Source organism: Jiangella asiatica, from assembly GCF_004349065.1.
Lineage (GTDB): Bacteria > Actinomycetota > Actinomycetes > Jiangellales > Jiangellaceae > Jiangella > Jiangella asiatica.
In genome coordinates, this window is record NZ_SMKZ01000026.1 from 18,940 (window position 1) to 41,630 (window position 22,691).

The 22,691-nt window shown below is 70.7% G+C and carries 24 protein-coding genes and 1 tRNA gene; 15 read left to right on the top strand and 10 right to left on the bottom strand.

What is annotated here, in order from left to right:
• Positions 1-216 (top strand): excisionase family DNA-binding protein, encoded by a 216-nt coding sequence (locus tag E1269_RS18055; RefSeq protein WP_131897034.1) that lies wholly within the window; start codon positions 1-3, stop codon positions 214-216.
• Entirely contained in the window at positions 216-1,376 is a 1,161-nt protein-coding gene (locus E1269_RS18060) for a tyrosine-type recombinase/integrase (protein WP_131897035.1), read from the top strand. Before E1269_RS18055 ends, E1269_RS18060 begins: the two co-directional genes overlap by 1 nt.
• An 83-nt stretch (positions 1,377-1,459) precedes the next feature.
• Here the strand turns inward: E1269_RS18060 and E1269_RS18065 are convergent.
• The 3 genes from E1269_RS18065 to E1269_RS18075 all read right to left on the bottom strand — a co-directional run bounded on the left by E1269_RS18065 (position 1,460) and on the right by E1269_RS18075 (position 4,342).
• Positions 1,460-1,530: transfer RNA gene (locus E1269_RS18065), tRNA-Gly, on the bottom strand.
• Positions 1,531-1,746: 216 nt separating this feature from the next.
• A complete protein-coding gene (locus tag E1269_RS18070; RefSeq protein WP_131897036.1) occupies positions 1,747-3,648 on the bottom strand; it encodes an ATP-binding protein in 1,902 nt (633 codons plus the stop codon).
• Positions 3,638-4,342 (bottom strand): response regulator transcription factor, encoded by a 705-nt coding sequence (locus E1269_RS18075; RefSeq protein ID WP_131897037.1) that lies wholly within the window; start codon positions 4,340-4,342, stop codon positions 3,638-3,640. The genes E1269_RS18070 and E1269_RS18075 overlap by 11 nt, the downstream gene beginning before the upstream one ends.
• A gap of 101 nt (positions 4,343-4,443) precedes the next feature.
• Here E1269_RS18075 and E1269_RS18080 point away from each other — a divergent pair, with 101 nt between their 5' ends.
• From E1269_RS18080 to E1269_RS18110, 7 genes are all read left to right on the top strand, one after another.
• The gene (locus E1269_RS18080; RefSeq protein WP_131897038.1) at positions 4,444-5,589 is read left to right on the top strand and encodes a hypothetical protein; all 1,146 of its coding nucleotides are present in this window, start codon (positions 4,444-4,446) and stop codon (positions 5,587-5,589) included.
• On the top strand, positions 5,586-6,932 hold the full coding sequence (locus E1269_RS18085; protein WP_131897039.1) for a peptidoglycan-binding protein: 1,347 nt from the start codon (positions 5,586-5,588) through the stop codon (positions 6,930-6,932). Before E1269_RS18080 ends, E1269_RS18085 begins: the two co-directional genes overlap by 4 nt.
• A 17-nt stretch (positions 6,933-6,949) precedes the next feature.
• A complete protein-coding gene (locus E1269_RS18090) occupies positions 6,950-7,627 on the top strand; it encodes an ABC transporter ATP-binding protein (protein ID WP_131897150.1) in 678 nt (225 codons plus the stop codon).
• Between the two features lie 80 nt (positions 7,628-7,707).
• Positions 7,708-8,898, top strand: coding sequence for an ABC transporter permease (locus E1269_RS18095; protein ID WP_131897041.1), 1,191 nt, complete (start codon positions 7,708-7,710; stop codon positions 8,896-8,898).
• 321 nt (positions 8,899-9,219) lie between these two features.
• Entirely contained in the window at positions 9,220-10,470 is a 1,251-nt protein-coding gene (locus E1269_RS18100; RefSeq protein WP_131897043.1) for a quaternary amine ABC transporter ATP-binding protein, read from the top strand.
• Positions 10,467-11,345 carry an ABC transporter permease gene (locus tag E1269_RS18105; RefSeq protein WP_131897045.1) on the top strand — a complete coding sequence of 293 codons (879 nt, stop codon included), beginning with the start codon at positions 10,467-10,469 and terminating at the stop codon, positions 11,343-11,345. Before E1269_RS18100 ends, E1269_RS18105 begins: the two co-directional genes overlap by 4 nt.
• A 62-nt stretch (positions 11,346-11,407) precedes the next feature.
• Positions 11,408-12,418, top strand: a complete 1,011-nt coding sequence (locus E1269_RS18110; RefSeq protein WP_131897047.1) for a glycine betaine ABC transporter substrate-binding protein — start codon at positions 11,408-11,410, stop codon at positions 12,416-12,418.
• A gap of 30 nt (positions 12,419-12,448) precedes the next feature.
• Here the strand turns inward: E1269_RS18110 and E1269_RS18115 are convergent, their stop codons facing one another.
• Both E1269_RS18115 and E1269_RS18120 read right to left on the bottom strand, forming a co-directional pair.
• Positions 12,449-12,847, bottom strand: coding sequence for a type II toxin-antitoxin system VapC family toxin (locus tag E1269_RS18115; protein ID WP_131897049.1), 399 nt, complete (start codon positions 12,845-12,847; stop codon positions 12,449-12,451).
• Positions 12,844-13,077: a FitA-like ribbon-helix-helix domain-containing protein gene (locus tag E1269_RS18120; protein WP_131897051.1), complete on the bottom strand. Its 234-nt coding sequence runs from the start codon at positions 13,075-13,077 to the stop codon at positions 12,844-12,846. The genes E1269_RS18115 and E1269_RS18120 overlap by 4 nt, the downstream gene beginning before the upstream one ends.
• 96 nt (positions 13,078-13,173) lie before the next feature.
• Here E1269_RS18120 and dcd point away from each other — a divergent pair, with 96 nt between their 5' ends.
• The 5 genes from dcd to E1269_RS18145 all read left to right on the top strand — a co-directional run bounded on the left by dcd (position 13,174) and on the right by E1269_RS18145 (position 17,886).
• Positions 13,174-13,764, top strand: a complete 591-nt coding sequence (gene dcd / locus E1269_RS18125) for a dCTP deaminase (protein ID WP_131897053.1) — start codon at positions 13,174-13,176, stop codon at positions 13,762-13,764.
• A gap of 73 nt (positions 13,765-13,837) precedes the next feature.
• Positions 13,838-15,991, top strand: coding sequence for a (Fe-S)-binding protein (locus E1269_RS18130; protein WP_131897055.1), 2,154 nt, complete (start codon positions 13,838-13,840; stop codon positions 15,989-15,991).
• Positions 15,992-16,308: 317 nt separating this feature from the next.
• On the top strand, positions 16,309-16,800 hold the full coding sequence (locus E1269_RS18135) for a hypothetical protein (RefSeq protein WP_131897057.1): 492 nt from the start codon (positions 16,309-16,311) through the stop codon (positions 16,798-16,800).
• A 23-nt stretch (positions 16,801-16,823) separates the two neighbouring features.
• Complete coding sequence (locus tag E1269_RS18140; protein WP_131897059.1) at positions 16,824-17,669, top strand: DUF4097 family beta strand repeat-containing protein; 846 nt, start codon at positions 16,824-16,826, stop codon at positions 17,667-17,669.
• Between the two features lie 28 nt (positions 17,670-17,697).
• The gene (locus tag E1269_RS18145; protein WP_131897061.1) at positions 17,698-17,886 is read left to right on the top strand and encodes a hypothetical protein; all 189 of its coding nucleotides are present in this window, start codon (positions 17,698-17,700) and stop codon (positions 17,884-17,886) included.
• A 29-nt stretch (positions 17,887-17,915) separates the two neighbouring features.
• Here E1269_RS18145 and E1269_RS18150 read toward each other — a convergent pair whose 3' ends face one another.
• The 5 genes from E1269_RS18150 to E1269_RS18170 form a co-directional block, all read right to left on the bottom strand.
• A complete protein-coding gene (locus E1269_RS18150) occupies positions 17,916-19,016 on the bottom strand; it encodes a YihY/virulence factor BrkB family protein (protein WP_203433845.1) in 1,101 nt (366 codons plus the stop codon).
• A 19-nt stretch (positions 19,017-19,035) separates the two neighbouring features.
• Positions 19,036-19,335, bottom strand: a complete 300-nt coding sequence (locus E1269_RS18155) for a DUF3618 domain-containing protein (RefSeq protein ID WP_131897063.1) — start codon at positions 19,333-19,335, stop codon at positions 19,036-19,038.
• Positions 19,332-19,739, bottom strand: coding sequence for a phage holin family protein (locus tag E1269_RS18160; protein WP_131897065.1), 408 nt, complete (start codon positions 19,737-19,739; stop codon positions 19,332-19,334). The genes E1269_RS18155 and E1269_RS18160 overlap by 4 nt, the downstream gene beginning before the upstream one ends.
• On the bottom strand, positions 19,705-20,013 hold the full coding sequence (locus E1269_RS33470) for a YtxH domain-containing protein (RefSeq protein ID WP_131897067.1): 309 nt from the start codon (positions 20,011-20,013) through the stop codon (positions 19,705-19,707). The genes E1269_RS18160 and E1269_RS33470 overlap by 35 nt, the downstream gene beginning before the upstream one ends.
• Positions 20,014-20,141: 128 nt before the next feature.
• Positions 20,142-22,235 carry a S9 family peptidase gene (locus E1269_RS18170; protein ID WP_131897069.1) on the bottom strand — a complete coding sequence of 698 codons (2,094 nt, stop codon included), beginning with the start codon at positions 22,233-22,235 and terminating at the stop codon, positions 20,142-20,144.
• A gap of 69 nt (positions 22,236-22,304) precedes the next feature.
• Between E1269_RS18170 and E1269_RS18175 the strand changes: the two genes are divergently transcribed.
• The gene (locus E1269_RS18175; RefSeq protein ID WP_131897071.1) at positions 22,305-22,658 is read left to right on the top strand and encodes a GntR family transcriptional regulator; all 354 of its coding nucleotides are present in this window, start codon (positions 22,305-22,307) and stop codon (positions 22,656-22,658) included.
• Positions 22,659-22,691 lie beyond the last annotated feature (33 nt).

Genomic DNA, 22,691 nt, shown 5'->3' on the forward strand with positions numbered 1-22,691 from the left:
ATCATGGATCGGCTGTTGACCGTCGATGAGGCTGCCGAGCTGCTCGGCACCACATCCCGGTTTCCCCGGCGGCTGATCGCCGAACGGCGAATCCAGTTCGTCAAGATCGGCCGGCACGTTCGCATCCCGGCCTCGGTCCTCGCCGCCTACATCAAGGACCGCACGGTCGAGGCGACGAGGCGCACCCGTCGTGACCCGTACGGGCGGGTGTTCTGATGGCGAAGAAGCGACGCTTTGGGCGAGTGCGCAAGCTGCCGTCGGGCCGGTTCCAGGCTCGGTATCACGGCCCAGACGGGACGGACCGACCCGCGCCGTACACATTCGCGACCAAGACCGACGCCAACGTGTGGCTGTCGGACAAGGAAGCGGAGATTCGACGCGGCGACTGGCTGGACCCCGAAGCCGGGATGATCCCGCTCGCCGAGTACGGAGGGGCTTGGATCGTCGAGCGGCCCAATCTTCGTCCGCGAACGGTCGCTCTCTACCAAGGCCTGTTCCGGTTGCATATCGAGCCGCAACTCGGAGCGCTCGGGCTGGCCGAGATCTCGCCGGGTCGGGTGCGGACCTGGCGGAAGGAGCGGCTCGACGCCGGCCTGAGTCCGGTGACGACCGCCAAGGCGTACCGGCTGCTCAAAACCATCATGGGAACCGCGGTCGAAGACGGACTGATCCGGCGGAACCCGTGCCAGATCAGGGGAGCGGGCAACGAGGCGAGCCCGGAGCGACGGACCGCCACCCTGACCGAGGTGTTCGCCGTCGCCGACGCCATCGAACCGCGGTTCAAGGCCCTCGTGCTGCTCGCTGCGTTCGGAACGCTGCGTTGGGGCGAGCTGGTCGGTCTGCACCGTCCGGACATCGACCTGGACAACCGGACGGTGACAGTTCGCCGCGCCGTCCAGGAGGTCGAGGGCAAGGTCATCGTCTCCACGCCGAAGACCGCTGCAGGCCGCCGCACCGTCGCCATCCCGGCGTCGCTTGTACCGGACCTGCGCTGGCACCTGCGAGTGTTCGCCGAGCCCGGCCCGGACGGACGGGTGTTCGCCGGGCCGAAGGGCGCGACGCCTCGCCGGACTAACTTCCAGAAGCATTGGCAACGGGCCGTCACGAAGGCTGGCGTGCCGTGGCTGCACCTGCACGACCTGCGGCACACCGGAGCCACCTTGGCCGCCGGTACCGGCGCGAGTCTGCGGGAGCTGATGGAGCGACTCGGCCACGCCAGCCCGCGGGCCGCGCTGATCTACCAGCACGCGACCAAGGATCGTGACCGCGCCATCGCGGATGCTCTCGACGCGCTCGCTCAGGAGCACAAGACCAAGACCGAGCGCCGCGACGATGACGACGACCCGCCGCTCGTCGGCGCGCCATCGGGCACGTAGCGGGCACGCGCCATGCAAGCGACCCCACAAAGCAAGCGGCCCAGGTCGGCGGGACTGCCGTTGACCTGGGCCGGAACGTTCAGAGCGGGTGACGGGAATCGAACCCGCGTTGTCAGCTTGGGAAGCTGGAGTTCTACCATTGAACTACACCCGCAGCTGCCGCCCACGGGGGCGGCAACGAGGCTGAGCATACCTGCTTCCCGCCGTGGCGTGCACCCGGGCCGCTTCCGGAACGTTGCTGTCGGCGACGTGTCCGGGAGCCTTTGCAATGAGCCCTATACGTACCAACGGCCAGGCGCCCCCTGGTGCGTGTAGGTGCTCATTGCAAAGGGGGGCGACGTGAAGTCCCGGCCAGGCCGACGCCCAAGCATCACGCGGCCGGGACCGGGGCGCGCACGGGCAGCCGGATCGTGAACGTCGACCCCGAGCCCTCGGTGCTGTCGACGGCGACGGTGCCGCCGTGCGCCTCGACCAGGTGTTTGGTGATGGACAGGCCCAGCCCGCTGCCGCCCGTGGAGCGAGTGCGGGAGGTGTCGGTGCGGTAGAAGCGGTCGAAGAGGCGGTCCAGGTGCTCCGCGGCGATGCCGGGTCCGTCGTCGGTCACCGCCAGGACGACGTCGTCGCCGGTCCGCGAGACGCGCACCCGGACGCGCGCGCCCGGGCCCGAGTACTGCACGGCGTTGGAGACCAGGTTGCCGAGCGCCTGCCGCAGCCGGGTCGGGTCGGCGTCGACGACGACGCAGTCCGCTGCCTCGACGGTCAGGGACAGCTCGGCCGCGGCGGCCGACGCACCGTGGGCGGCGGCCACCTGCCGCGCCAGGTGCGCCACGTCGGTCTCCTCCGGATGCAACCGGAGCATCCCGGCGTCGGCCAGGGCGAGGTCCTGCAGGTCGTCGATGAGCCGCTGCAGCAGGCTGGACTCTTCCAGGAGTGACGAGACCAGCTCGCGGTCCAGCGGGACGACGCCGTCCTCCGCGGCTTCGAGGTAGCCGCGCACGTTGGCCAGCGGTGTGCGCAGCTCATGGGCGATGTCGCTCACCATCGCCTTGCGCTGTCGCTCGTTCTCCTCGATGGCCGACGCCATCGCGTTGAAAGCGTGGCCGAGCCGGGCCAACTCGTCCCGGCCGGTCACCCGGACCCTGGCGCCGCGTCCGCCACTGGCCATCCGCTGCGCGGCCGCGGTCAGGGTGCGGATCGGGTGGGTCAGGCGCCGGCCGGCGAGAACCGTCACGCCGGTGGCGGCTGCCAGGACGGCCAACCCGGTCAGGGCGGTGCGAAGCCACCCGCCGCCGGAGAACGCGTCGAAGCGGTCGGAGGAGCCGATGTAGAGCAGCGCCGGGTCGGCGAGGTGGGGCTCCATCGCCTGCTGCTGCGCTTCGGACGAACACCTCGCCCAGGTGGCTTGGACCATGGGGTCGTCGTGGGCGGGCGGCTCGATGACGGGCAGCCCGTACCCGTCGAACGAGCGCTCGACCGGCACGCCGGCCTCGTCCATGCATGTGGCGGTGAGCGTGGCTTGGGTCTCGGCCACCTCCCGATCGGCCGCGCTGGGCGCGCTGAGCTCCACCGGAACGCACTCCAGGACGTCGACAGTCGTGATCGCGCCCGCGGCGCCGCCCGGCTGTTTGGCGGCGTCCGGAGCTCCCGTGCTCTCCGGGCTCGCTGCCGTCGGTGACCGTGTCGGTTCCGGCGGGATCTTCGCCGGATCGCCGTACTTCACCGCGCCGTCCGCGCCGACGAACACGCTCGTGTCATCGGTCACCGCCTGCGCGCAGGCCGTCGCCTGGACGGCGAGGTCGGAGCGCACCTCGAGCTCGCCGGTGGTCAGCGGGAGCTCGGGCGTCGGGGACCAGACCATCGCGCCGTCGCCGGCCATCGACACCGTGGATGCCGACGCGACACCCATCAACTGCTGCGGCGCCAGCGGGTCGATGTCGGCGGTGGGGGTGGACGGCAGCGGCTCCCCGCCGTCATCGGAGAGAGCAGCGGAGTCGGCCAGCACCTCGCCGTCGGGGGTTGTCACGGCCACCCGGTTGCCCACCGTGTCGGCGAGCTGGCGCACCAGACTGTCGACATCGTCCCACGAGTCGTTGCTCTGCGCATAGAACAGCAGCTCCTGATAGACGAGGGTGTCGCTGCTCAGGGTGCGCTCGACCTCGTCGCGGAGCCGGTCGCTGGTGCTCGAGGTGGCGATCCATGCGGTGGCGGCGATGGAGAAGACCGCGACCCCGAGGAACAGCCCGAGCAGGCGGACGGACAGGTTACGACGCATCGCGCACCCCCGGGCGGTCGGCCATCTTGTAGCCGACGCCGTACACCGTCAGCAGGTACACGGGATCGGCCGGGTCGGCTTCGATCTTGCGGCGCAGGTTCATCACGTGCACGTCCACCGTCCGGTCCAGGGCGTAGTGGTCGAAGCCGAACGCCTGCTCCAGCAGCTTCTGCCGGGGGAATGCCCGCCCCGGCTCCGCGGCGAGGCACTCGAGGATCTTGAACTCGGCCGGCGTGACGTCGATGCGGCGGCCGTCCACGAGGACCTCGTGCCGGTCCGCGTCGACCACCACGGCACCGATGCGGTACGGGCCGGGCGTCGTGTGCTGCCGGCCGGCTCGCCGCAGGATCGTGCGCACCCGCGCCACCAGCTCGCGCGGGCTGTAGGGCTTGGTCAGGTAGTCGTCGGCTCCCAGGTCGAGGCCGAGCAGCAGGTCGTCCTCGGTGGAGCGGGCGGTCAGCATGATGATCGGCGTGTCGGACTCCGAGCGCAGGATGCGGCAGACGTCGAGGCCGTCGACCTTCGGCATCATCACGTCCAGCACCAGCAGGTCGGGCCGTCGGCGGCGCGCTTCGTCCAGCGCGGCGCGGCCATCGTGGGTGACGACGACGGAGTGGCCCTCGCGCTCGAGGTAACGGCGGACGAGCTCGGCCTGCTTGACGTCGTCCTCGGCAACGAGGATCCGGGCGCCCATGAGCATCGAGTGTGGCAGGAACCTGTCAGGAAGCTGTGAAGAGCGTGGATCTGACCGCTTCTTCACAGGTTCTTCACCGCCGCCTCCGCACCCTTCTCGGCATGACGAATTGGCGAGCACGGGCGCGGCTGCTGGCCTTCGCCTGCGTGACGGGGCTGGTGCTGACCGGATGCGGCGACGACGGCGGCCAGGCCGACGACCAGGTGAACGGCGCGGGGTCGGGCGAGACGGAAGGCGCTGAGGACCAGAGCCCGCTGGCGGAGTTCCTCGGCGAGGGCGCCGGTTTCGCGGCCACCGGCCGGATGGTGACGATGGCCTCTTCCGCGGGTGACCTGTCGGAGGAGGATCGGCAGAAGATGCGCCGGGTCGAGGAGCTCGTCGCGGAATGCATGCGGGAGCAGGGATTCGAGTACGTCCCGATGGACCCGGCCGGTGGCGGTGACGCGGAGGATGACCCGTTCGCCGACGCGTTCTCGCTTCCGCCGGACGAGTTCGCCCGCGAGTACGGCTACGGCATCAGCACGCTGATGGGTGCCGAGGCGCCGGAGGGTGAGGCCGAGGACCCGAACCAGGAGATCCGCGAGGGCCTGTCCGAGTCGGCACGCGAGGCGTACGACCAGGCGCTGTGGGGCGACCTGGCCGAGGTCAGCGAGGGTGGTGGCGCGGTGTCGGTGCAGCCGTTGCCGTCCGAGGACGGTGCGGGCGCCGGCGAGCCGGGCTGCCACCAACAGGCCAGCGACGAGGTCCACGGCGAGCAGGAGGGAGCCGTGACCGGCCCGGACATGAGCGAGTTCGAGGGCCTGTTCGACGACATGGAGGCACTCCGGCAGCGGATCGAGAGCGACCCGCGGGTCACCGAGGCGACGGGGGCGTGGGCGGACTGCATGGCCGCGGCCGGGTACAGCGATGTCGAGACCATCCACGATCCCGAGGACCAAGTGATGTCCCGGATGAGCGAGCTGTACGGCTGGGACACCCAGGGCGAGGGCGAGGAGGGCCAGACCAACGTCATTGCCGGCCCGGAGGAGCCCGACGTCGACGAGGCCGCCCTTCGGGAGCTGCAGGACTTCGAGATCGCCATCGCCACCGCGGACTACGAGTGTGAGCAGGAGCACTACGCGGACGTCCAGCGTGAGGTCGCGGTGGCGATGGAGGAGCAGTTCGTCGAGGAGCACCGCGCCGAGCTGGAGCGCTACCGCGACGCCATGGCCGAAGGGCCGGCAGGGCACGCCGGTGGCCTCGGGTGAGCCGGGCACGCAGCCGGACCCTGCTCGTCGTCGGCGGCGTTGCCGTCATCGCCCTCGGTGCCGGCATCTTCGCCGGAACACGCATCACCTCACCCGCCGATGCCGCCGCGCGCGCGGCACCGCCTGAGGCGTCCGAGGTCACCGTCCCGGTCGAGCTGCGGACCTTGAACAGCGAGGTCGTCACCCGCGGCGACGTCTCGGCCGCGGGCGCGGTCGACGTCGTGCCCGAGGTCGGCGGGCTGGAGACGCCGCCGGTGGTGACCGGGCAGGTGCCCACGGTCGGCGCCGAGGTCACAGAAGGCACGGCACTGCTGGAGATCGTCGGGCGGCCGCTGGTCGTGCTTGCCGGCGAGCTGCCGATGTACCGGTCGCTGCGGCCGGGGATGAGCGGTCCGGACGTCGAGCAGCTCGAGGTGACGCTGCAGCGGCTCGGCCTGGACCCCGGCGACGTCGACGACGAGTACACGGCCACGACGGGGGACGCGGTGGCCGAGCTGTTCGAGCGCATCGGCTACGAGCCGCCGGCGCCGGACCCGCAGGTCGAGGCCGAGCTCGAAGCCGCGAACGACCAGCTCGATCAGGCCGAGGACCTGGTCGAGGATGCCGAGGAGGCAATCGAGGACGCGGAGGACGCGGCACCGGATGCACCGGTCGACGAGGACGCGCTGGAGGATGCCCTCGACGACGCCCGCGAGCAGCTCGTGGACGCGCGGGCCACCCGCGACGAGGCCGCTGCCGCCGCCGGCACCCCGCTGCCGGCGTCGGAGGTGGTCTTCGTGCCCAGCCTGCCGCGGCGGGTCGACGAGGTGCAGGTGCGCCGCGGCGGCCAGGTGAGCGGCGCGGTCATGTCGGTCAGCGGCGCCACGCTGGTCGTCACAGCGAACGTCGACGACGCCGCCCGCGAGCTGCTGGCCGCGGAGATGCCGGTGACGATCGAGTTGCCCAGCGGCGACGAGGTCGCCGGCACAATCACCGCCATCGCTGAGGCCGAGGGCGAGGGTGCCACCGGGCACGACGTCACCATCGCGCCGGGGGAGCTCACCGCCGAGCAGGTCGAGGAGCTGCGCGGCGCGAACGTCCGGGTCACCGTCCCGGTCGAGAGCACCGACGGCGACGTCCTCGCGGTCCCGCTGGCGGCGCTGACCGCCGGGCCGGGCGGCGAGAGCCGGGTCGAGGTCATGCGCGACGGAGCGACCGAGCTGGTCGAGGTGGAGGTCGGGTTGACCGCGGAGGGCTACGCCGAGGTGACGGCCGTCGAGGGCGAGCTGGGCGAGGGCGACCTCGTCGTCGTCGGGGAGTCGTCGGACGCGAGCGCCGACGACGACGCGGAGGGGGACACGTGACGCCGCCGGTCGTGGAGATGACGGGAGTGGGCCGGGTCTTCCCTGGCCCACCGGCAGTAGAGGCGGTCCGCGACGTCGACCTGACGATCCAGGCCGGCGAGTACGTGTCGATCGTCGGGCCGTCGGGGTCGGGCAAGTCGACGCTGCTCCACTTGCTGGGTCTGCTGGACCGGCCGACGCACGGTGTCTACCGGCTGGACGGCGTGGATGTGAGCACCATGCGCGAGCGGCGGCGCACCCGCCTGCGCGGCGAGCGGATCGGCTTCGTCTTCCAGGCGTTCCACCTGCTGCCGCACCGCAGCGTGCTGGAGAACGTGGAGCTGTCGATGATCTACCTGCGCGTTCCGCGCCGGGAGCGCACCGCGCGGGCGCGCGCCACGCTGGAGCGCGTCGGTCTCGGACATCGGGTCGACTTCGACCCGTTGCTGCTGTCCGGCGGCGAGCGGCAGCGGGTCGCGATCGCCCGGGCGCTGGTGGCGCGGCCGAGCCTGCTGTTGGCCGACGAGCCGACCGGGAACCTCGACACCGGCAATGCCGCGTCGGTCCTGGCACTCTTCGACGAGCTGCACGCCGACGGGCTCACGCTCGCCGTCATCACCCACGACGACGGGGTCAGCGCGCGGGCCGAGCGGCGGGTGCGGATCGTCGACGGAACGGTGCGCCACGCCGTTGATGCGCAGGAGGTCCGACGGTGAGGCGACGGCGCACCGGTCGGCGTGGTCTTCGCTGGTCGCGTTGGGTGCGGGCGCCGCGAGAGCTGCCGCGCGGGCGTCGGATGACGGTGCCCGACCTGCTCGGGGAGGCGTTGGCCGGCGTGGCGGCGAGGCCGTCGCGGCTGGCGCTCACGACGCTGGGCACCGTGTTGGGCATCGCGGCGCTGGTCGCGACACTGGGCCTCGGGCAGACGGCCGCGGGGCAGATCAACGACCAGTTCGACCGGATCGCCGCGGTTCGGGTCGTCATCGAGTCGGGCGAGACCGACGGGCCCGACGGGGAGGTAGCGCTGACCCAGCTGCCGTGGGACGCGCCGGAGCGGCTGGGTCGGCTGGCCGGGGTCGAGGCGGCCGGGACCTTCGCCAGCGTGGACGTCGCCGGCGCGCCGGTCCGCGGTGTCCCGTACGGCACGATCGAGCAGACAGTTCCGGTGGCCGGCGCGTCGCCGGGTCTGTTCGACGCGCTCGGCGCGCGGCTCGCTGGCGGCCGCTTCTTCGACGGGGGGCACGAACAGCGAGCCGACCCCGTCGTCGTCCTCGGCCGCTACGCGGCGGAACGGCTGGGCATCAGCCGGGTGGACTCGCAGCCGTCCATCTTCATCGGCGACCGTTCGTTCACGGTCATCGGCATCCTCGACGCCGTCGACTACCGGTCGGAGGTGCAGGATTCGGTGATCATCCCGATGGGCACGGCACGCGCCCTCTACGGGCTGGAGGCACCCGAGGCAGTCGAGATCCGCACCGCACTCGGAGCGGCGCAGCTGATCGGCGAGCAGGCGCCCATTGCCGTCGACCCCAACGAGCCCGACCTGCTCGACGTGACGGCACCGCCCCCGCCGGGTTCGCTGCGCGACACGGTCTCCGCCGACGTCAATGGCCTGTTCCTGGCGCTGGGCGGGCTGTCGCTGCTGGTCGGCGGGCTCGGGATCGCCAACGTGACGCTGCTGTCGGTGCTGGAGCGCATCTCCGAGATCGGCCTGCGCCGGGCGGTCGGTGCTGGCGGGCTGCACGTGGCCGGACAGTTCCTGGTGGAGAGCGGGATCGTGGGCTTCCTGGGCGGGCTGATCGGCTCGACCATCGGGGTGCTGGCGACGGTCGGCGTCTCGGTGGTCCGCGACTGGACGCCGCTGCTGGACATCCGGCTGGCGCTTGCGGCGCCGCTGCTCGGCGGACTGATCGGCCTGGTGGCGGGGACCTACCCCGCCTGGCGGGCGTCGGCGGTCGAGCCGATCACGGCGCTGCGCACGGCGTGAGCGGCAGATAGTCCGCATGCTGGACTAGTCCTGTCTCAACAGGTAACCATCTGGCGTTGCAATCATCACAATCGCGCAGCTCCCGAGGCTCTGGATTCGCACCGGCCCGATCGGGTCCGCTAGCGTCACGGACGACCGAACCCCAGACAGGTGCGGTTGGGCTGTGGCCGACGAGGCGGGCTTGGGTGCCCGCGTGCCACGTTCATCCCGCTCGCGCCGCTTCGTCGCGTGGCTCACCGGTTGCTCCCGTAGGGAGCTGCCTGGCGTAGCCCCCGCCCGGTTCACCGGTGCGTCGCGTGGCTGACGAACGAAAGGTGAGGCGTGACCGCCGTACGCGCGGAAGGACTGTTCAAGGTCTTCGGCAAGAAGACCGACGATGCCGTACGACGGCTCCGGGACGGCGCGAGCCGGGCCGAGGTCGTCGCGACCGGCGCCACCCCTGCGGTGATCGATGCCAGCTTCGACGTACGGCCCGGCGAGATCTTCGTCGTCATGGGACTGTCCGGTTCCGGGAAGTCGACTCTGATCAGGATGCTCAACGGGCTGCTCGAGCCCACGGCCGGCCGGGTGTTCGTCGACGGTGTAGACATCTTCGCCATCGACGAGGCCGAGCTGCGCCGGGTGCGACAACAACGGATCGGCATGGTGTTCCAGCACTTCGCCCTGCTGCCGCACCGGACTGTCGCCGAGAACGCCGCCTACGCCCTGGACATCCAGGGAGTGCCGAAGAAGGAGCGGCTGGACCGGGCGGCCGAAGCGCTGGAGCTCGTCGGCCTGGGTGGCTGGGAGGACCGATATCCCGCCCAGCTGTCCGGGGGCATGAAACAGCGGGTGGGTCTCGCCCGCGCCCTCGCCGCCGGCAGCGACATCATGCTCATGGACGAGGCGTTCTCCGCGCTGGACCCGCTGATCCGCCGCGAGATGCAGGACCAGCTGATCGACCTGCAGGCAAGGCTCGGCAAGACCGTCGTGTTCATCACCCACGACCTCAACGAGGCGATGCGCCTCGGCGACCGCATCGCGGTCATGCGCGACGGCCGGATCGTGCAGATCGGCACGGCCGAGGAGGTGTTGAAAGATCCGGCCAACGATTACGTCGCCCAGTTCGTGGCCGACGTCGACCGCACCCGCGTCCTCACCGCTGCCAGCGTCATGGAGCCGGCCCAGCTGGAGGTCAGCGCCACGGGCGGCCCTCGGGTCGCGCTGCACGGCATGCGGGAGAAGCAGATGAGCGCCGCGTTCGTCGTCGCCCGCGATCGCACCTTGCGCGGCGTGGTCCGCGACCAGGACGTCGTCGCCGCCGTCAACCGGGGCGACTCGACGCTGGACGGCATCGTCGGCGACGACTTCACGTCGGTGCACGCCGACGCGTACCTCGCCGAGCTGTTCGCGCCGTCGGCGGAGTCGCCACTGCCACTGGCCGTGCTCGACGACGCCGGCCGGTTGGTCGGCGTCGTCCCTCGGGTCACGCTGCTGGCCGCGATGGCCAGCATCGTCGAGGCCCTGCCCGACGCCGAGCAGGACGCCGAGCATGGCGCCGAGCCGGCTCGCGTCGAAGGAGGTGTGCGATGAGCGACGAAGCGTTCGACCCGCTGGACCCGAGGCTGGACGTCGGCGAGTGGGTCTCCGACGCGTTCGACTGGTTCACCGAGACGTTCCAGCCGGTCCTGGACGTCGTCGAGACGGTGCTCCAGGGCCTGTACGACGGGCTCTACGAGGTGCTGAGCGCACCGCCGTTCCTGGTCATGATCGCGCTGTTCGCCGCGCTGGGCTGGGTGGTCCGGTCGTGGAAGTTCGCGGTGTTCACCGTCGCCGGGTTCTACCTCGTCGCCTCGATGGACCGGTGGGACGCGGCGATGGAGACGCTGTCACTCGTCGTGGTGGCGGCGGCGCTGGCGACGTTGATCTCGGTGCCGCTGGGCATCTGGGCGGCGAAGTCGCAGGCGGTGAGCAACGCGCTGCGCCCTGTCCTCGACTTCATGCAGACCATGCCGGCGATGGTCTACCTGATACCCACCCTTTTCGCCTTCGGCATCGGGGTGGTCCCCGGCATGATCTCGACGATCGTCTTCGCGATGCCGCCCGGTGTGCGGTTCACCGAGCTCGCCATCCGCCAGGTCGATCCCGAGGTCGTGGAGGCCGGCCAGGCCTTCGGATCGTCGCCGACGCGCATCCTGCGGCAAATCCAGCTGCCACTAGCGCTGCCGACGATCATGGCCGGCATCAACCAGGTGATCATGCTGTCGCTGTCCATGGTCGTGCTCGCCGCCATGGTGGGCGCCGCCGGTCTCGGCCTGGACGTCGTCTCCGGCCTGCAGTCGCTGCGGGTCGCGACCGGCGTCGAGGCAGGTCTGGCGGTCGTCGTGCTCGCCATCTATCTGGACCGCATCGTCTCGGCACTGGCCGACCGCGCCCCCGTGGCGCGGGCAACGAAGCTCCGCACCTGACACCCACAACCAGCTAAGTCCTCGAACCAAGAGTGCACGGTAGATCGACACGGAGGAGAAACATGCGCAAGTCCACGCTCACGCTCCTGGCCGGCCTGTGTGCCGGCGGCCTGGTCCTCGCCGGCTGCGGCGATGACGACGGCGGCGGTGAGACCACCAGCGACGGCGGCGGCGACACCACCGAGGTGCAGACCATCGGTGACGTCGAGACCGGGTCGTGCGATCCGGCCGAGGGCAACGCCGAGATGCCGGACCCGGAAGGCACCGGTGACGACGAGACCGAGATCACCATCGGCGTCTTCAGCGGCTGGGACGAGAACTACGTCGTCGCCGAGCTGGCCAAGGTCGCGCTGGAGGAGCAGGGCTACACCGTCGAGTTCGAGGAGCTGGAGGCCGGTCCCGCGTACACGGGCGTGGCACAGGGCGACATCGACGTGCTGATGGACGCGTGGCTGCCCAACACCCATGCGCAGTACGTCGAGCAGTTCGGCGACGACCTCGAAGATGCCGGCTGCTGGTTCGACGAGGGCTACCTGACGATCGCGGTCAACGCCGACTCGCCGGCCCAGTCGCTGGACGAGCTGGCCGACAACGCCGACGCGTACGGCAGCCGGCTCGTCGGCATCGAGCCCGGCGCCGGGCTGACGGCAACCACCCAGGAGGAGGTCATCCCGACCTACGGCCTGGACGACTGGGACTTCCCGACGTCGTCCTCGCCGGCGATGCTGGCCGAGCTGGACAACGCCATGTCGGCCGGTGACGACATCGCCGTCACCCTGTGGCACCCGCACTGGGCGTACGCCGCCTACGACATCCGCGACCTGGAGGACCCCGAGGGCGCCCTCGGCGAAGCCGAGCGCCTGTACAGCCTGGCCCGGCCGGGCTTCCACGAGGACTTCCCGAATGCCGCGCAGCTGATCCAGAACCTCTACCTCTCCAATGAGCAGCTGCTGGAGATCGAGGACATCATGGTGGTCGAGAACGGGCGCGAGGACAACGCCGGCTCGGTCGCGCAGTGGCTCGACGCCAACCCGGAGTTCGTCGCGGACTGGCGCGCCGGCACCCTGCTCTGATGCCGGCCCTGGATCGCTGAGTCACGCCGGTCACGCCGCCGGGGTCGCGAACGAGCATCGCGGCCCCGGCGTGGCGGCCAGCCGGTTGTCGAGCGTGGCCAGGGCACAGCCGAGATGCTCCGCGAGCGCGACGTACCAGGCGTCGTAGCTCGTGACGTTGTCGCGGAGCTCCCAGGCCCGCTCCGCGAACGGGGCATAAGAGAACAGATCGAGGGGCAACGCGACGAGGTCCGCATGGGCCATGGCCGCCGTATCGCCCGAGATGAGGCCGGCCGTTGCCGAACGGCGCAGGATGTTAGCCGCTTCCACCGGCATCAGGTGGGGTGCGGCGAGCGGTTGGGTGGCGAGCAGGCTGTCGGCCCAGGCGCCGTCGGCGCCACTGTCGACGAGCGCGGACACCACCAGAGACGCGTCGACGACGAGTGTCACCGGCGGTCGGCGTCCCGGTGTGCCAGGATATCGGCCTTGGACAGCCGGCTACCCGTGCGCGCCTTACGGTCGCGGATGTGTCCGACCAGCTCCTCCGGATCGGGTCGGTTGGCGATCTCCACGAGCTTGATCCGAACGTACTCCTGCAGCGACCGGCCGCTGCGCGATGCGCGGGCCGCGAGCTCGTCTCGGGTCGCGTCGGGAACGTCTCGCACCGTAATCGCAGCCATAGCAGCATTATGCTGCTAGGGCTGCTGATCTTCAACGTAGCGGCGGCGGGGACGGCCGCGTGGTCGGTGATCTCGCGGGGTCGGTAGTGTCCCCACATGCTGCTCTCCGACCGCGACATCCGGGCCGCCGTCGAGTCCAAGCGGGTCCAGCTGGACCCGTACGACCCCGAGATGGTGCAACCGTCGAGCATCGACGTGCGGCTCGACCGGTACTTCCGGGTGTTCGAGAACCACCGCTATCCGCACATCGACCCGGCGGAGGAGCAGCCCGACCTCACCCGCATGGTCGAGCCGCATGGTGGCGAGCCGTTCGTGCTGCACCCGGGCGAGTTCGTGCTGGCCTCCACGTATGAGACGGTGACGCTGGGCGACGACGTCGCCGCACGGCTGGAGGGCAAGTCGAGCCTGGGTCGGCTGGGCCTGCTCACGCACTCGACGGCGGGCTTCATCGACCCGGGCTTCACCGGCCACGTCACGCTGGAGCTGTCCAACGTCGCGACGCTGCCCATCAAGCTGTGGCCGGGCATGAAGATCGGCCAGCTGTGCTTCTTCGCGCTCACGTCGCCGGCCGAGGAGCCCTACGGTGCGCAGCGTCACGGCTCGCGCTATCAAGGCCAGCGCGGTCCCACGCCGAGCCGGTCCTACCTGAACTTCCACCGCACCCACGTGGAGAGTGGGCAGCCATAGTTACCCATGGGTAATATGTAGGGGTGCCCGCGCGAGCGGGTAAGCCCGACTCGGCGGTAAGGAGCCGGACGCCATGCAGTACGTCGCCATCGTTGTCGCGCTGGGTGTCACCGTGTTGACCCTGGTGGTGCTGACGGATGCCGCGGTGCGGATGGTCCGGGTGATCCGGCTCGGACAGCCGGCACCGGGTCGCAAGAACGACCCGGGTTCGCGCACCCGGACGTTGGTGCGTGAGTTCCTCGGACACACGAGGATGGCCAAACGCCCGGTCGTCGCCGCGGCGCACTGGTTCGTCATGATCGGCTTCTTCGCGCTGTTCTTCACGTTGGTGACGGCGTACGGGCAGCTGTTCGACGCGTACTGGGCGCTGCCGCTGATCGGGCACTGGGCGCCGTTCGAGTGGTTCACCGAGGCGATCGCGTGGTTGACGCTGGCGGGCATCGCGACGCTGACGGTGATCCGGCAGCTGTCGCACCCGCGCCGGAGCGGGCGAAGGTCACGCTTCTTCGGGTCGGCGTTCTGGCAGGCGTATTACGTGGAGTTCACCATCGCGACGATCGCGGTGAGCATCCTGGTGTTGCGCGGGCTGGAGTACCGGCTGTTCGGGGACATGCTGCACTTCCCGCTGACGGCCTTCATAGGGTCCTGGTTCGACGGCGTTGCCACCGACGACGTCGAACTGGCCGTGCACGTGGTGGCCGGCGTGAAGATCACCGTGTCGTGGGTGTTCTTCACCGTGCTGGCCTGGAACCTGACCATGGGGGTCGGCTGGCACCGTGCGCTGGCGTTCTTCAACATCTACTACAAGCGCGAGGCCGACGGCGGGCCGGCGCTGGGTGCGGCCAAGCCGCTCACCGTCGGCGGCGAGCCGGTCGACTTCGAGAAGCTCGACGACCTGGACGAGGACGCCTCGCTCGGCGTGGGCAAGGTCGAGGACTTCTCGTGGAAGGCGCTGCTGGACTTCTCCACCTGCACCGAGTGCGGGCGGTGTCAGTCGCAGTGCCCGGCGTGGCACACCGACAAGCCGCTGTCGCCGAAGCTGTTCGTCCTGAACCTGCGCGACCACGCCTACGCCAAGGCGCCGTACCTGCTGGCCGGTGACGGCGACGGCGCGGACGTGCCGGTCGAGGCGCGCGCGGAGGCCGACCGTGCCATCGTCGGCGACGCCGAGCACGGCGGTGTGATCGACCCGGACGTGCTGTGGTCCTGCACCACCTGCGGCGCCTGTGTGGAGCAGTGCCCGGTCGACATCGAGCACGTCGACCACATCCTGGATTTGCGCCGCTACCAGACGCTGATCGAGACCGAGTTCCCGAGCGAGCTGGGCGGGTTGTTCCGCAACCTGGAGAAGGCCGGCAACCCGTGGGGCGTCAACGCCTCCAAGCGGATGGACTGGGCCAAGGACCTCCCATTCCCGGTCCAGCAGGTCGGGGTCGACGTGGAGTCCCTCGACGAGGTCGACTGGCTGTTCTGGATCGGCTGCGCCGGCGCGTTCGAGGACCGGGCGAAGAAGACGACCCAGGCGGTCGCGGAGCTGCTGCACGCCGCCGGGGTCTCCTTCGCGGTGCTCGGTGACGGTGAGACGTGCACGGGCGACCCGGCCCGCCGGTCGGGCAACGAGTTCCTCTACCAGCAGCTGGCCGCGCAGAACATCGACGTGCTGCGCGAGACCAAGGCGGTACGGGTGGTCTCCACCTGCGCGCACTGCTTCAACACCATCAAGAACGAGTACGCCCAGCTCGGCCTCGAGCTGGAGGTCGTGCACCACACGCAGCTGCTCAACCGGCTGGTGCGCGAGGGTCGGCTCACCCCGGTCGCCCCGGCCGACGACGCCGTGGCCGGGCGCCCGGTCACCTACCACGACCCCTGCTACCTGGGCCGGCACAACCAGGTCTACGAGCCGCCCCGCGAGCTGGTCGGCTCGCTGCCGGGCGTGGAACTGCGCGAGATGCCGCGCAGCCGGTCCACCTCGTTCTGCTGCGGCGCCGGTGGCGCACGCATGTGGATGGAGGAACGCATCGGCACCCGCATCAACGCCGACCGCACCGCCGAGGCCCTCGCCACCGGCGCCGACGCCATCGCCGTCGGCTGCCCGTTCTGCCGCGTCATGCTCTCCGACGGCCTCACCCAGGCCCAGTCCGAGGGCGCGGGCGAGGGCGTCGAGGTCGTCGACGTCGCCCAGCTGCTGCTCTCCGCCGTCAGACGCGGCGCCCCCGCCACCCGGTGATCATCCGTCGCGGGTCGGCGCCTTGGCACGCCTGGTTGGCGCTGCGGCCGGGGGATCTGTCCGAATCCCGGAGCGACTCGGCGTGCCAAGGCACGCCGGGCTGGCGGGGCGTGTTGCGGCGAGGGTGATGGCGTGGCGCCACGGAGGCGTCACGTGGCGTCATCATGGCGCCCGCCCACCATTGGTGCGTACGAGCAGGTCATCTGCCTGTTTTCGCTGCTGGCCGTCAGCCCTGGAAGGGACACCGTCGCCTGTTGATCACACGATGGCGTCGTGTGACGCTTGACTTGACGCCATAATGGCGCCACCATGGCGTCATGGAACTCACGCCCTATGTCGAGGCACTGCGCCGTTCGCTCGCCGCGGCCGGCCAGGCCGCCGCCGACGACGTGCGTGCCGCGGCGGAACGGCTCTCCTACGCCGTCGAGCCGTCGCTGCGGCTGACGCTGCTCGAGGCGCTCGGCGATGCCGCGGCCGAGGTCACCAGCCAGCTCGACGGTGTCGCCGTCGAGGTCCGGCTGCGCGGCGGCGACCCTGAGCTCGTCGCGGCGGAGCTCGCCCCGCCGCAGCCACCTACCCCGCCGCAGCCGCCGACGCCGCCCACGCATCCGGAGCCCGACGAGGGCACGTCCCGCGTGTCGCTGCGCCTTCCCGAGACGCTCAAGGTCCGGGTCGAGGAGGCCGCGGCGGCGGACGGCATGTCCGTCAACGCCTGGCTGATCCGGGCGGTCCTCCAGACCCTCGAACCCAACCGGTCGTCGTCGGTGCGCATCAACATCGGCCGCAACATCTCCGGCTGGGTCCGCTGACTCTTCGCGAACGGGAGAACCTCATGTCCGACATCATCACCAAGACATTCCCGGCCGACGGGCCGATCAGGCTCTCGATCGAGCAGCGCTCCGGCGACGTCGAGGTCACCGCCGCCGACACCGCGGAGGTGACGGTGCGGCTGCACCCGTCCGGGCCGGGTGGCGACGAGCTGGCCGACCGCACCACGGTGGAGTACCGTCCCGGCGCCCTGCGCGTCGAGGTGCCGCGCTCCACGTCGCTGATCGGCAGGTCGCCGTCGGTCGACATCGTCGTCACCGTGCCCGCCGGCAGCGCCGCCTCGGTACAGTCCGGCTCCGGTGACATCCGGCTGCTGGGCCCGCTCGCCGACGTCTCCGGCAAGGCCGGCTCCGGCGCCGTGTCGGTCCAGTCCGCCGCCGACGTCCGGCTCACCACCGGCAGCGGCGACGTCACCGTCGATGACTGCGCCGGCGCAGCGGTCCGCACCGGCTCCGGCGACATCCGGATCCGCCGGCTCAGCGGCTCGGTCGACCTGGAGTCCGGCTCCGGCGCCATCGACGTCGACGGCACGGTCGGCGACGGCCGGATGTCGGCCGCCTCGGGTGACGTCACCATCGGCAGTGTCGCCGGCCGGGTCGGCGTGACCACCGCCTCCGGCGACATCACCGTCCGCGAGGCGGTCGAGGGCGACATCACGGCGGGCACCGCCAGCGGCGGCGTGACCGTCGGCCTGGCCGCCGGCACGGCCGCGAAGCTCGACGTCTCCAGCATCACCGGCTCCGTCCGCTCCGACCTCGACCCTGCCGACGCGCCGGCCGAAACCGACCGCACGCTGCTGCTGGCCGTCACTACCGTCAGCGGATCCATCCGATTGCACCGGGCCGGTTGAGGCCGGTCCGATCCCGGGAGACGTGATCATGAGCATCGACTACTACGAAGCGCTCCATCGTCACCGAGCCGAACAGTTCGAGCACGAGGCCAGGGTCGTCGACACCACCCGGCGGCTGCGCCGGGCGCGGCGGTTGGAGGACGCCGCGTCCCGCCTGCAAGGGCTCGCCCGCCGGCTGGAGGCCCGGGCCCGGCTCAGCCGGGCCCGGCTGCTCTGAGCCAGGCCCGGCCGGCTGCGACTCGGGGCCTACTCGTGCCCGCCGCGGCGGTACCGCAGCCGCTGGCCCATCCGGACCAACGTGGCCTGCTTGTCCGCGGCCTTGTCCAGCTGCCGGGTGTCGCGCGGCGGTAGCTGGATTTCCTCTTCGGCAGGCATCCCGGCCTGCAGCTGCCGGGCCCGTTCGGTCTCGGCGTCGAACTCGGCGCCGAACAGCAGGGCCAGGTTGGTGAGCCACAGCCACAGCAGGAAGACGATCACACCGGCCAACGACCCGTACGTCCGGTTGTAGCTGCCGAAGTTCGCGACGTAGAACGCGAAGCCGGCCGAACCCAGGGCCCACGCCACGATGGCGATGAACGCTCCCATGCTGATCCACCGGAACTTCGGCTGGCGGACGTTGGGCGTCGACCAGTAGAGGATCGCGATGATCATCGCGACGACGAACACCATGACCGGCCACTTGGCGATGTCCCAGACCGTCACCGCGGTGCCGCCGACACCGATGGCGTCACCGATGGCGCGCGCCACCGGCCCGCTGACCACCAGCATCACCGCTACGGCCAGCACCAGCACCATCACCAGCAGCGTGATGCCGAGCACGAGCGGACGCAGCTTCCAGAACGGCCGCCCCTCGCCGATGTCGTAGACGCGGTTCATCGCGCGGCCGAAGGCGCTGACGTAGGCCGACGCCGACCACACCGCCGCGACCAGGCCGATCACCAGCGTCAGGCCGGCGCCGGGCGCGTTGGTGAGCTGGTTGATCGGGCCTTCGAGGTCGGAGGCCGCCGCCGACGGCGCGATGTCCTGGACGATCGACACCAGCTGGTCCGTCGTCTGCTGCCCCTGGCCGATCAGCGCCGGCAGCGACACCAGGGCGACCAGGGCGGGGAACAGCGAGAGCACCGAATAGTAGGTCAGTGCCGCCGCCAGGTCGGTGCACTCGTCGTCCATGAACTCCCGGACGGTGCGCCGCCCCACGTAGGCCCAGGACGGGCGGCTCAGCTGCGTCGGGCCGTCCGGCTTGCGTTCGTCGTCCGGATCGGGCCGGGCGCCCGCCGGTCCAGCCGGGGCAGCTTCCGGCTGGACGTCGTCGGAATCGGTGCGGTGGCCGTGCCGGTGCGTTGCCATGCGATCACCTGGCGACCGGTCAGTGCCGGCGCTTCCACGCCACGGCACCGGCCACGGCGGCCACCACCGCCGTCCCGCCGGCCACCATCATGGTCATCGGGCGCATCGCCAGCATCTTGAGCCGTCGGCCCACGGAGCCGGCGCGGTCGCGGGCCATCCCGAGCTTCTCCTGTGCCTGGCTCTTGACGTCGAGCTTGTGCGACAGGGCCTCGATGGTGCTGCCGAGGTCACGACGGGTCTGCTCGATGTGCTGCTCGATCTCTTCCGGTTTGGCGCCCTTCGGCGGTTCCTTCGTCGTGCTCTTCGCCGTGCTGCTCATCGGTGCCTCTCCTTCAGCTCCCCGACGTCACGCTTGACGTTCTCGACCGTCCGCTCCGGCTTGGGCGAGGCCTGCTTCGTCTGGCCGCGACCCAGCATGGCTACGACACCGGCCAGCAGGAAGAGGGCGCCGGCGACGATCAGCGCGGCTGCCCACACCTCAAGCTCCAGCGACAGTGCCGCGATGGCGCAAGTCACGAGCGCGCCCACGCCGAAGAACGCCAACAGCCCGGCGCCACCGAACAGGCCCATCCCAGCACCGGCGTGCTTGGCCTTTCGCGACATCTCGGCCTGAGCCAGCCGCATCTCGTCCCGGATCAGGTGGGAGGTCTGCTCGGAGAACTGGCGGACCAGCTCGGCTACGGACCGGTCATCCTGGCTGGGGGTAATGCCCGTTGTGGCCATGGGCACCCACCTCCGTGGGGTCTGGGTCGTGGCGCTGCATCGTCGACTTGACCTTGTCGGTCGCCTTGGACGCTGCCTCCGTCAGCTTCTCCTGGATCTCCGGAGCCTTGGCCATGACGGCATGCTGGGCCTCGGAAACCTTCTCCTGGACCTTCGGGTCGTGCCACATGGTGCCGGCGCGGCCCTTGATCTGTTCGTACCGCTGGCGCCCGGCCCGCGTACCGAGGACGTACCCGACCGCAGCTCCCGCCAGGAGTAGCAGCTTGCCTCTCATGATCACTCCCTTGGGCTCGCAGATGTTCGGCAGTTACCCGAATGTACGCCGGGCATGCAGGCACACGCGGGCGTGAACCAGCAGGTCACGAACGCGAAGAAGGCGAGGTATGCGAGGCGTGCGGTGCGTCAGGCAGTGGTGGCGTCGATGATGAAGGCGAGCGTGAAGGCCTCGTCGCGCCAGGCGTCGTACCGGCCGGATGGCCCGCCGTGGCCGGCGCCCATCTCCGTCTTGAGCACCAGTGGCCGCGCGCCCGTCGCCGTCGCCCGCAGGCGGGCGACCCACTTGGCCGGCTCGTGGTAGCTGACCCGCGGGTCGTTGAGACCGGCGGTGGCGAGGATGGCCGGGTAGTCGCGGGCCTGGACGTTCTCGTACGGCGTGTACGACTTCATGTACGCATAGACCTCGGCCGACTCCAGCGGGTTGCCCCACTCCTCCCACTCGACCACGGTCAGCGGCATCGACGGGTCGAGGATGGTCTCGAGCGCGTCGACGAACGGCACCTCGCCCACCAGCGCGGCGAACGTGGTGGGCGCGAGGTTGGCGACGGCGCCGATGAGCAGCCCGCCGGCGCTGCCGCCGCGACCGGCCAGGCGGTCGCGCGAGGTCCAGCCGCCGGCCGCCAGGTGCTCGCCGCAGGCGACGAAGTCGGTGAAGGTGTTTCTCTTGGACAGTAGCTTGCCGTCCTCGTACCAGCGCCGGCCGAGCTCGCCGCCGCCACGCACGTGTGCGATGGCGAAGACGAAGCCGCGGTCCAGCAGCGACAGTCGCGGGATCGAGAACCACGGGTCCCGCGAGTTCTCGTACGCGCCGTACCCGTACAGGACGCAGGGCGCGGTGCCGTCACGCGGAGTGTCGCGCCGTTTGACCAGCGAGATGGGGACCCGGGTGCCGTCCGGAGCGGTGGCCCACTCGCGCGCCGACTCGTAGGCGCTCAGGTCGACGTCGCCGAGCACGGGCTGCCGTTTGCGCAGGCGCAGCTCGCCGGTGACGACGTCGTAGTCGTAGACCGACGTCGGTGTGGTCAGTGAGCCGTAGCCGAGGCGGAACACCGACGTGTCGAACTCGGCGTTCGCGGCGGGCTGGACGGTGCGGACCGGTTCGACGAACTCGATGTCGCGGCCCTGCCCCGACGCACCGTCGACCAGTGGCACGACGTGCAGTTCCGTGCGTCCGTCGCGGCGCAGGGAGACGACCAGGTGGCCGGCGAACGCGTCGACACCGGTGACCCGGACGCCTGGGGTGTGCGGCAGCACCGGCCGCCAGTTGGCCCGTCCGGGTGCGGCGGCGGGCGCGACCACCAGCTCGAAGTCGAGAGCGTCGTGGTTGTGCACGATGTAGAACGCGTCGCCGGTGTGGTCGACGGAGTACTCCACGCCCTGCTCGCGCGGCTCCACGACGCTGAACTCGCCCAACGGATCGGCAGCCGGGAGCATCCGGACCTCGCTGGTGATCATGCTGCCGAGTTCGATGAGGACGTACTGCTCGCTGCGGGTCAGCCCGACTGTGGCGAAGAACCGCTCGTCGGTCTCCTCGTGCACGACGGTGTCCGCGGCGGCCTCGGTGCCCAGAACGTGGCGCCAGACACGGTATGGGCGCATGGCCTCGTCGACCGTGCTGTAGAAGAGCACCGAACCGTCGGCGGACCAGGCCGAGCCGTAGTAGGTGCCGGGCACCTCGTCCGGCAGGGTCGCGCCGGTGTCGAGGTCTTTGAAGCGCAGGGTGTACTTCTCGCTGCCGTCGTAGTCGGTGGAGTACGCCAGCAGCCGGCCGTCCGGGCTGACGTCGAGTGTGCCGACGGCGAAGTACGGGGAGTCGCCGGCCAGCTCGTTCTGGTCGAGCATGACCTGCTCGTCCGCGGGGGCGGCGATCGGCTCGGCGGGGTCGGCCGGCAGCGTCGGTTCGGTGCGCGAGCGGCAGTTGATGAGGTACTGGCTGCCCTCGACCGTGCGCGTGTAGTACCACCAGCCGTGGTGGAGGGTCGGCACCGAGAGATCGGTCTCGAGTGTTCGGCTCTTGATCTCGTCGAAGATCTCGTCCTGCAGCGCCTTCGTGTGCGCGGTGGCGGTTGCCGCGTAGGCGTTCTCGGCCTCCAGGTACGCGATGGTGTCTGGGTCGTCGCGGTCCTTCAACCAGGCGTAAGGGTCGACGACGGTGTCGCCGTGCACCGTCCGCTCGTGAGGAATCTGCTTCGCGACCGGAGGGCGGGAGATCTCGGACATGGGGTGACGCTATCTCAGCGCCGCGAAGGCCAATTTGTTCCATTAGAACTAGAACAACAGACTGGCACTGTGCTCATCAGGTTGAACCCGGGTTCGCCCGAGCCGTTGTTCGCCCAGCTGGCCGCCGCCGTCCGTGGCGCGCTGGCCCGGGGTGAGCTGCGGGCGGGCGAACGGCTGCCGGCCGCGCGGGAGCTCGCTGACTCCCTGGGCCTGAACGTGCACACCGTCCTGCACGGCTTCCAGCTGCTGCGCGACGAGGGCCTGCTCGAGCTGCGGCGCGGCCGCGGCGCCGTCATCACCGCCGAGGCTGTGGGCGGGCTCGCGGCTTTGCGGCAAGCGGTCGCCGAGGTCAGCGCGGTCGCGCACCGGCTGGGCCTGAGCGCCGACGAGCTCGTCGAGCTGATACGAGAGGAGTACCGATGACCGACCGGACTGTCCGACCCGGTCCACGAGTCG